This window comes from Methylobacterium sp. D48H, from assembly GCF_053345715.1.
The window spans coordinates 22,187-29,349 of the sequence record NZ_JBKFAP010000038.1; the positions used below are offsets into that span (position 1 = coordinate 22,187).

The 7,163-nt window shown below is 71.2% G+C and carries 5 protein-coding genes and 1 pseudogene; 1 reads left to right on the forward strand and 5 read right to left on the reverse strand.

Going from position 1 to position 7,163, the window contains the following annotated elements:
* Window positions 1-154 precede the first annotated feature (154 nt).
* From ACLBX8_RS29595 to ACLBX8_RS29605, 3 genes are all read right to left on the reverse strand, one after another.
* The gene (locus ACLBX8_RS29595) at window positions 155-1,543 is read right to left on the reverse strand and encodes a deoxyribodipyrimidine photo-lyase (RefSeq protein ID WP_447701041.1); all 1,389 of its coding nucleotides are present in this window, start codon (window positions 1,541-1,543) and stop codon (window positions 155-157) included.
* 595 nt (window positions 1,544-2,138) lie between these two features.
* The gene (locus tag ACLBX8_RS29600; protein ID WP_447701042.1) at window positions 2,139-3,551 is read right to left on the reverse strand and encodes a phosphatase PAP2 family protein; all 1,413 of its coding nucleotides are present in this window, start codon (window positions 3,549-3,551) and stop codon (window positions 2,139-2,141) included.
* Window positions 3,552-3,687: 136 nt separating this feature from the next.
* Window positions 3,688-4,767 carry a TRAP transporter substrate-binding protein gene (locus tag ACLBX8_RS29605; RefSeq protein WP_447701044.1) on the reverse strand — a complete coding sequence of 360 codons (1,080 nt, stop codon included), beginning with the start codon at window positions 4,765-4,767 and terminating at the stop codon, window positions 3,688-3,690.
* A gap of 201 nt (window positions 4,768-4,968) precedes the next feature.
* Between ACLBX8_RS29605 and ACLBX8_RS29610 the strand changes: the two genes are divergently transcribed.
* Window positions 4,969-5,538: a tyrosine phosphatase family protein gene (locus ACLBX8_RS29610; RefSeq protein WP_447701043.1), complete on the forward strand. Its 570-nt coding sequence runs from the start codon at window positions 4,969-4,971 to the stop codon at window positions 5,536-5,538.
* A 24-nt stretch (window positions 5,539-5,562) separates the two neighbouring features.
* Here the strand turns inward: ACLBX8_RS29610 and ACLBX8_RS29615 are convergent, their stop codons facing one another.
* A complete protein-coding gene (locus ACLBX8_RS29615) occupies window positions 5,563-6,699 on the reverse strand; it encodes a branched-chain amino acid ABC transporter substrate-binding protein (protein ID WP_026604861.1) in 1,137 nt (378 codons plus the stop codon).
* A gap of 150 nt (window positions 6,700-6,849) precedes the next feature.
* Window positions 6,850-7,163, reverse strand: a pseudogene (locus ACLBX8_RS29620) (polysaccharide biosynthesis/export family protein); the annotation flags it as partial.

Sequence of the window (7,163 nt, forward strand, 5' to 3'; positions counted from 1 at the left end):
GAGGCCGTGGAAGCGTTTCTTCACGAACTTGTGCGCGCGAGACGACTGAGCCGCTGCGGAGACAAGCGTCGCAATACGCTGCCGCCCGGTCCGGTCATCGTGCGACGATTGCGAGGATACCGAAGCGCCCCAGCGTCCGCGTGGCCGTCCCGCCTCAGCCCTCGGCGGCGCAGAGCTTCTCCACCGCCCGCACATACGCCTTGGCGTCGAACTTCTTGAGCGAGTTCTCGCTCTGATAGCGGACCGTGCCGAAGATCTCGCGCTTCTGCCAGGGCCGGTCGTGCAGGCCGTACACCCAGGCGACGTTGGTGAAGGAGTTCGGATCGCGCCCGTCGAGGAAGTAGCGGTTGTTCAGGCGGAGCGTCCGGGCGAAGCCCTCCTCGGGCGACGGGGACCATTCGAGGATCTTCTTGCCCCAGTACATCCGCAGCTGGTTGTGCATGTAGCCGGTCTCGCGCATCTCGCGCATCGCGGCATTCCAGTAGCGGTCGTGGGTCTCGCCGGCGGCGAGTTGCGCCTCCGAGTAGGCGTGGGGGCGCTCGTCCTTCGCGTGCTCGGCCAGGGTCCTGCGCGCCCAGTCCGGCACGGCCCTGTCGTAGGCGTCGTAGCCCTCCGTGTAGAAGACGTGGTTCATGGCGAGCTCGCGCCGGACGATCAGTTCCTCCAAGTAGGCGCCGCGGTCGTCGGCATCGCCGACCTTGGCCTCCCGCACCGCCAGGGCGATCTCCACCGGCGAGATCTGCCCGAAATGCAGGTAGGGGCTCATGTGCGAGGCGGCGGCCGCCTCCGGCATGTTGCGCCCCGCGCCGTAGCCCGAGAACCCGTCCTTCAGGAACGCCTTCAGGCGCTTGCGGGCCTGCGTCTCGCCGCCCGTGAAGCGCTTCACCGGGCCGACCTCCCGGTCGAGGGTCATCCCAGCGAGCACCGCCTCCGGATCGGAGACGTCGATCGCGCTCTTCAGCGTCAGGCGATCGGCCGCGCGCTTCACCCGGCGGGGTTTCAGCGCCGCGAGGAACGGGTCCCACAGCCGGTTCAGCTTCGGCCTCAGCGTCCGGGCGGCGTACTCGTGCTTCGGCGAGGCCGTCTCGACCGGCACGACGACGTCGCCCTCGACCTGGACGATCCGCGTCTTCACCGACTTGGCGATCTCCCGGTACCAGCCCTTCTGGATCGCGAGGTAGCCGCGGTCGAGCACGAGGAGCGCGGCGTCCTCGGCGAGGGCGATGGCGATCTCGGCGGGCGAGCACTTGCGCATGACGAAGCCGATCCCGCGCTTCTCCAGGCCTGCCTTCGCGTCCGCGAGACCCTGGAGCAGGAAGGCATAGTGCCGGGCATTGGCCTCGGGAAAGCCGCTCGCGCCGTCCAGCAGGCCGAAGCAGGCGACGACCGGCAGATCGAGGCGGTTTCCCTCCTCGATGGCGAGTTCGAGAGCCGGATTGAACGTCGCCCGGTTGGCCTGCTGCAGGAGATACAGGACGTAGGCGCCGTCTTCGCGCGGCTCGACATCGTTGAGGATCCGGATCCGTTCGCCCTGGATCGCCATGCTCACCTGCTCCTTGCTTGGCGCGCCGCGCCGGAACCTTGGCCGGAGAAGGTAGAGCGGGCGGGATTTTCGTCCGTCCGGACCAGACGGATGAAAAGCCGCAGTCGAGGCGACGGGCCGAACTCCGGCTCCAGCCGCCAAAACCCCGCCTCATCAGGGACTTGCACGGCGATCGATCGGTCCCGCCCGCGACAATGCAGGTTTCGATCGCGCTCGACGGCCTGCGACATTTTCAACACAGGCGGGAAGCGACGCGTGCGCGAGCGCACGAAAGGACAGCCCTGCTGTCCTGATGCTCTTGAATTTTCCGTCGAGGAGCGCAGATTGTGCAGCGCGGGAAGGCGATGGCGTCGCCCTTCCGCAGCCCTTCTTGGGCGTTTCCTCCCTAGACTTCGGGCCGCTCCTTCGGGAGTGGCCTTTTTTCTGTCCGGAGCAGGCGCGGGCCCCGGTCCGGCCCTTCCACGGGCGCGGTGAGGGGCAGCGCGCTTCCCGCGCAGGCGGGGCGCCCGGAGCGCGACGGACACCTCTCCGGCGGCCCTGCCTCCCTGGGAGATCCGCGCCGCCGGCGATCCGACAGGCCCTCGGCCACGGCGTGTCAGCGCGTCGCGCTGGACCCCGCCCGGCTCGCCGCCAGCGCGGCGGCCTTGCCGCCCGCCGTGTAGAGGTCGAGGCGCGCGTAGACGCCGAATTCCGAGCCGTCGTCGAGGAAACCGCCGCCCGGCCCCTGCGTCTCGGTGAGGATCGCGTTGGCCTCGTCGAGCGTCAGCGCCGGGAAGGCCGCGGTCAGCAGGTGGCCGGCCTCCGGCGCGACCTTGCCCACGTCCTCACGCCGGCCGGCGGTGTCCGGATGCACCACGGGCAGGCCGTAGGTCTGGGTCGCCGCGTAGAAGGCCGCGTTGGCGGCCGCGTCCTTGAACCGGCCGGTATCCTTCGCCGCGCAGGCCGACACCGCGTCGCCGCAGCCGGCCTTCAGCGCCTCGGTCATCGCCGCGCGGGCCTCCGTCAGGAGCGCCCGGTAATCCGTCACGCCGACCGTCCTGTCGGCCTCGGCGGACGCCTTGTCGAGGACGGCCGGGTTCTTCCGGATCTGGCCGACATAGGCCGGATCGTTGGCGAGCAGGTGCGCGAGGGCGTGCAGCGAGGTCGCCCGGCCGCCCAGCACGTCCATGGCGTAGTGCGCCCCGACGATGATCCGATCGTTGCCGTACTCGGCGGCGCGGGCGACCATCTGCTGGTAGCGCTCGGGTACGAGCAGCGCGAGCACCATGGACTCGGTGTAGCCGTAGGTGGTGTGACCGCTCGGGTAGGACGGGCTGTTCACGAGGTCCTGCGAGGGGCCGCGCAGCCAGTCGAGGCTGTCGGACGCGTCACCGAAATAGTCCTTGCCGCGATACGAGAGGAGGCGTGGCAGGGTCTGGAACGGCCGCGAATTGCCGTAGCGGTCGGCGCCGGGGCTCCCGGCCGGCCGGTCGTAGGCCTTGCCGAACACGTCGGTGACGGCGCCGTTCGACAGGATCGCGGCGGCCTCGTCCGAGACCGAATGCTTGCCGTTGGTCGTGGCATTGGCGAAGAAGTACTTGCCGGAATTCGAATCCGACTTGGTCACGTTGTTGGTGTAGCCGATCAGGTTGGCGACCGCCGGCGCGATGCTGGTGAAGGTCTTGTAGTCGCTGTAGGTCGCCTTGGCGTGGTAGGCCTGGGCCAGCGTGGTGCCGAGGCCGTCGGCGAGGTTGGCGGCGTTGCCGTCGGTGATGAAGCAGTCCCGCAGGGCGAGCTGCTGCTGCTCGGGGAACGGCAGGAGCGTCGGCTGCTGCAGCGCGCCGCTCTGGATGTCGCCGGTGACCCGCAGGTTCGCGTCGAGCGCCGCCTTGCCGTCGGGCGTCGTCTGCAGCCGGGCCACCGGGACCAGCCCGCGCAGGGCCGACAAGTTGGCGGCCGACTGTGCGAGGGCCTGGAGGGGCAGCGCCGCCCCGAGCAGAGCCAATCCGACCCGCAGCGTCCCGAACATGCAGCCCTCCCCTCGCCGATGCCGTGCCGGACGCTAGAGCCGTTCCCGATCGCGTGGCAATCGGGCGCGGCCCCGACGTCCCCATCTTTGAAGCACCCCCGGGGCGCCGCGCCGGCCTTCCGCGGCGGCGCGCGCCTCAGCCCCGCGCCCGGGCGCGGATCATGAAGTTGTCGTAGGTGTACTCTGCCACCTGGAACCAGAGGTACTCCTCGTTGCGGAAGGTCCGCATCGCCTCGTAGACGCGGCGGAAATCGGCGTTCTTGGCGGCGATCTCGGCGTAGACGTCGTTGGCGTTCTTGAGGGCGGCCTCCATGACGTCCTGGGGGAACGGCCGCAGCTGCGCGCCCCCGGCCACCAGCCGGCGCAGGGCCTGCGGGTTGCGGGCGTCGTACTTGGCCTGGACGTCGGCGCCGACCTCGGCCGCCGCGGCCCGGAGGATCCCCTGGTAGGATTTCGGCAGCGCCTTCCACTTCTCGGCGTTGAACCAGAAGTGCAGCAGGGCGCCGCCCTCCCAGAAGCCGGGATAATGGTAGATCGGTGCGACCTTCTGCAGGCCGAGCCGCTCGTCGTCGTAGGGCCCGATCCACTCGGCGGCGTCGAGCTTCTTGCTCTCCAGGGCCGCGTAGATCTCCGGGCCCGGCACCGCCTGCGGCTGGACGCCGAACTTGGCGAGCACCTGGCCGCCCATGCCGCCGATCCGGAACTTCAGGCCCTGCAGGTCCGCGAGGGTCTTGATCTCGCGACGGAACCAGCCGCCCATCTGGGCGCCGGTGTTGCCGCCCGGCAGGCAGACCAGCCCGGCCTTGGCGAAGACCTCGGCGAAGAGTTCGGCGGCGCCGCCCGCCTGCCACCACGCGGCGGCGCCCCGGGCGTTGAAGCCGAAGGGCACCGCGGTGGCCAGCGCGAAGGTCGGATCCTTGGCCATGCCGAGGGTCGCAGGACCGTGTCCCATCTCGACAGTGCCGGCGGCCACGGCGTCGAGCAGGCCCTCGGCCGGGACCGGCTCGCCGGGGCCCTGGACCTGGATCTGGAAGCGCCCGTCGGTGGCCTCCGCGACGATCCGGCTGAGCGCCTCGGGGGCGCCGTACAGGATGTCGAGGGTCTTCGGGTAGGCGGAGGACAGGCGCCAGCGCAGCTCCGGGGCGGACTCGGCCCGGGCCGGCGCGGCGAGCGGCCCGGTCAGGGCCGCGGCGGCGCCGAGGCCGGCGGTCAGCATGCTGCGGCGCCGCGGCCCGGCCGCGGGGGATCGCGCGAGGTGAGGTTCGTCCAACGGCATCTCGTCCGAGCAGGTCCGACCCGTCCGGGCCGGATCGGGGGTCGCAGGTAGCACGTGCGTGCCGGTTCTCGAAAGCCGCGGGCGGCCCGGGCAGTTCCGTGGCGCCTCGAAACCGGACCGTGACCGTGCTAGGCGCCCGGGATGCGAACCGAGCCCGCCGTCACCCTGCACACCGTCTGCGGCCTGGAGGAACTGGCCGGCCACGGCGCGCGCGGCGTGAGCCACGTCCTGTCGCTGCTCGATCCCGGCACGCCGGAGCCCGCGGCCCTCACCGCCTACGGCGCCCACGCCCGCACGACCCTCCGGTTCCACGACTGCCTCGGCCCCGGCGATGGTCTCGTCCCGCCCGAGCCGGAGCACGTCGCGGCGATCCTGGATTTCGGGCGGGCGCTCGACGGGGCCGGCCATCTCCTGGTCCACTGCCATTACGGCCTGTCGCGCTCCACGGCGGCGCTGCTGACCCTGTTCGCGCAGGCCGAGCCGGACGCGTCCGCCGCCGCCCTGGTGGAGCGGCTCCACGCCCTGCGCGAGCCGGCTTGGCCGAACGCGCGCATGATCGGCTACGCCGACGCGATGCTCGGGCGGGACGGGGAACTCAGCGCGGCGGTGCGGCGGCTGCACGCCCTGCAATTGCGGGTCCGCCCGCATCTGGCAGAGCTGCTGCGCGGCCTCGGGCGCGGCGCGGAGGTCGAGGCCGCAGAGACCTTGTGAGGTTGCCTGTGCGGGGTCCGCCCCTCACTTGCCGGCCGGCGTGAAGCTCCCGTCCTTCCACACGTAGAGCACGTAGCCCTGGGCGGTGACGTCGCCCTTGGCATCGAAGCCGACGGTGCCGAGCACGAGATCGAAGCGCTCGGTGTGCAGGGCCTGCGCGATCGGCCTCGGCTCGGTGGAGTGGGCGAAGTTGCCGGCCGCCACCAGCGCCTGCATGGCCGCGTACCCGTAGATCGTCGAGCCCGTGGGATCGACGCCCTCGGCCTTGAAGGCCTTCACGACGGCCGCGGCGGCGGGCTGCCGGCTCGGGTCGAGGTAGAAGGTCATCAGCACGCCGTTGCTGGCCGATCCGGCGATCTTTGCGAAGTCCGGCGTGGCGATGGCCGAGGTACCGAACCATTGCGGCCGGAAGCCCCGGTCCGCCGCGATCTTCACGAGGCGGCCCATCTCGGCGGCGTCGCCGCCGTAGTAGACGACCTCGATCCCCGCGCCCTTGAGGCGGTCGACCAGGGCGGCGTCGTCGGCGTCGCTCGGCGAGAAGGACAGGAACAGCGCCTCGTTCACGCCAATGCGGTTGAGGTTGTCCTTGGTGGCGGCGGCGAGGCTGCGCGCCGCCGGCGTCTGGTCCTGGATCAGCGCGATCTTCCGGTCGCGGAACCGCTCGGCCAGCACGGCGGCGGACAGGCGCGCCTGGTCGTCGTCGCGGCCGCAGACCCGGAAGATGTTCGGCAGCCCCCGGTCGGTGAGCCGGGCCGCCACCGAGGCCGCGGTGATCATCACCACCCCGTTCTGGGCGTAGATGTCGGAGGCCGCGATCGAGGCGTTGGAGCAGACATGGCCGACGACGAGACGGACGTTCGACCGGACGAAGTGGTTGGCCACCGCCATGGCGGTGTTCGAGTCGCAGGCATCGTCCTGCACGTCGAGGGTCACGGGCTGGCCGTCGAGGCCGCCCATGGCGTTGGCGTCCCGGGCGGCGGCCTCGACACCGCGCAGGACCTGCTCGCCGACCGCCACGTAGGGACCAGACCGCGGAACCGCGACGCCGACCACCACGTCGGCCACCGCTTGGGTGGCGGGCAGGAGCGCGAGACACAGGCTCAGGGCGATCAGCGCGGGCCGGAGCGGCCCGTGGGCGGGGACGAAACGTCCGATCTTCATCGGGCTCTTCTGGGCATCCTTGCGCGACACGTCGGCGCGACGGCGGATGCGGCTCCGTAGCCTCGATCCCGCCCCGCACCCAGTGCCCATACGCGAGGACGCGGCGAAACGCGATTTTTTTCCGCGGCGGTCCTGTCGACGACCTGGCCCCTACTTGGCGTAGGCGTAGGCCGTCGCGGCGGAGGCGACCGGTCCGGTGACGCCGTTGAAGGCGGTGAGGACCTTCTGGACCTCGGTGAAGGGGGCGTTCGACACGTAGATCAGGTCGCGGTTGCGCATCCGGAACGCCTGGGACACGAACAGGCTGTTGGGGTCGCGCATGTCGATCCGGTAGACCACCGGCACCAGAGGCGTGCCCAGAAGCTTCGAGCCGGGGCTGAGCCGGCGCACGACGCTGGCCGGCTCGAACCGGAAGATGAACGTCCCGGCCGGGTCGGCGGCGAAGTCCGACAGGCCGCGCGCCT

What these genes read in the sequence shown, in the direction of transcription:
- ACLBX8_RS29595 (WP_447701041.1), bottom strand. Translation starts at nt 1,543, where the DNA reads ATGGCGATCCAGGGCGAACGGATCCGGATCCTCAACGATGTCGAGCCG.
- ACLBX8_RS29600 (WP_447701042.1), bottom strand. Translation starts at nt 3,551, where the DNA reads ATGTTCGGGACGCTGCGGGTCGGATTGGCTCTGCTCGGGGCGGCGCTG.
- ACLBX8_RS29605 (WP_447701044.1), bottom strand. Translation starts at nt 4,767, where the DNA reads ATGCTGACCGCCGGCCTCGGCGCCGCCGCGGCCCTGACCGGGCCGCTC.
- ACLBX8_RS29610 (WP_447701043.1), top strand. Translation starts at nt 4,969, where the DNA reads ATGCGAACCGAGCCCGCCGTCACCCTGCACACCGTCTGCGGCCTGGAG.
- ACLBX8_RS29615 (WP_026604861.1), bottom strand. Translation starts at nt 6,699, where the DNA reads ATGAAGATCGGACGTTTCGTCCCCGCCCACGGGCCGCTCCGGCCCGCG.